Source organism: Nocardioides sp. (genome assembly GCF_024509035.1).
Classification (GTDB): domain Bacteria; phylum Actinomycetota; class Actinomycetes; order Propionibacteriales; family Nocardioidaceae; genus Nocardioides.
Genome location: NZ_JANINT010000395.1, coordinates 1 through 1,667, shown reverse-complemented (window position 1 = coordinate 1,667; position 1,667 = coordinate 1). Strand labels below are relative to the sequence as shown.

2 protein-coding genes are annotated in these 1,667 nt (G+C 73.1%); both read left to right on the top strand.

The features are described 5' to 3' along the window. Positions 1-427: 427 nt before the first annotated feature. Positions 428-652, top strand: a complete 225-nt coding sequence (locus Q0L15_RS22135; protein ID WP_296607009.1) for a tautomerase family protein — start codon at positions 428-430, stop codon at positions 650-652. Positions 653-690: 38 nt separating this feature from the next. Then, positions 691-1,667, top strand: a 977-nt coding sequence (locus Q0L15_RS22130) for a tetratricopeptide repeat protein (RefSeq protein ID WP_296607007.1), incomplete at its 3' end; no start/stop codon positions are given.

Below are 1,667 nucleotides of genomic sequence, written 5' to 3'. Positions count from 1 at the left end.
CTGGGGGTCAAGGGGTCGCAGGTTCAAATCCTGTCAGCCCGACCGAACGAGAAACACCCTCTGAACTGCAGACGCGCAGGTCAGAGGGTGTTTTGTGTCTCGCGCACCGCGTGCGGCGCGCGAGCTGTGAATCGACCCGAGCTCGGTCAGTGGTGTCGGTTCGCCCACTCCGAACGAACCCCGCCACCGTCCGGCCGGCCGGCCGGGCTCCGGTGACTGCGGGCGCACGAAGGTGGGGCGCCTCGATGCTCCCCGACGCGTCCTCGGGATCCTGCGGCCGGTTCGGGATGGGGTGGCCCTGGCCCGTTCGGGCCATCTGCCGTCCGGGCGAAGGATGGCCCGTTGCGTCGATGTGGGGCGCCGGACGAGCGCGCAGGCTGAGGACGCCGGTCCACCGCGGACCGGCAAGCGGACCGAAGGAGTCGTCATGCCCCTCATCGAGGTCAACGTCATCAAGGACGTGTTCAGCCCGGCGCAGAAGCGAGAGATCATCACGCGTCTGACGGCCGCCATGGTCGAGGTCGAGGGGGAGAACATGCGACCGGTCACCTGGTGCGTCATCCGCGAGGTGGCCAGTGGGGACTGGGGGATCGCCGGCAACCCGCTGACGACCGCGGACGTCCACGCGCTGGCCGCGGGAGCGGGAGTCTGACCCTTGCCGACGGCGGTGTTGACAGCGAGGCTGAGGCGGTGGGGAGCACCGAGGGCTGGGGCGCCGCCGAAGCCGCGCTGAAGGCCGGGCGCTGGGACGAGGCAGCCGCGTCCTTCGGCGCGTTGGGCGACGCCGACGCGCGCGCTCAGGAGGGCCTGGCCCAGGTCGGCTGGTGGCGCGACGATGTCGTCGTGGCCCTCGGCGCCCGGGAGGCCGCCTACCGCACGTTCCGCGCGACAGGGGACGACCGCGGAGCGGCGCGCGCCGCGTCCGCGCTCGGCTACGACTCGATGCTCTTCGGCAAGGGGGTCGCCGTGGGCCGCGGCTGGCTCGCTCGCGCCGAGGATCTGCTGGGGCCGGATCGCGACGTGCCCGAGGCCGGCTGGCTTGCCGTTCGGCAGGCCGAGGTCGCCCTCAACGTGGACCACGACGCCGTGGTCGCCCTGGACGCGGCGACCCGGGCGGTCGACGTCGGTCGCGCCATCGGCGACGGCGCACTGACGATCGTCGGGCGTGCGCTGGTGGGCCTCGCCCTCGTGCGGCAGGGTGACGTGGTCGGCGGCATGCCCCTGCTCGACGCGGCGGTCGCCGCCGCCACGGCCGGGGACGTCGAGGACCTGATGTGGATGGGCAAGATCTGCTGCTGGCTCATCAACGCCTGCCAGGAGACCCGCGACCTCGACCGGACCGCCGACTGGTGCGCTCGGGTCGAGGACATCTGCGCTGAACGTGACCTCGCGCCTCTGTTCGCCGTGTGCCGGACCCAGTACGCCTCGATCCTGATGGCCAGCGGACGCGCCCAGGAGGCGGAGTCCGCGCTCCTCGACGTCCTGGCCCGGCTGGAGGGGTCGCGGCGCCTGTCCCGGCTGGAGGCCGTGGCCCACCTGGGGGAGCTCCGGCGACGGCAGGGCCGGTTCGCCGAAGCAGAGGACCTGCTGCGTCAGGCCGGTGACGCCGCGGCCGCCGTGACCAGCCTGACCCAGCTGGACCTGGATCGGGGCGAGACCGAGCGCGC

Coding starts and splice junctions, on each gene's coding strand:
- Q0L15_RS22135 (WP_296607009.1), top strand. CDS start 428: ATGCCCCTCATCGAGGTCAACGTCATCAAGGACGTGTTCAGCCCGGCG.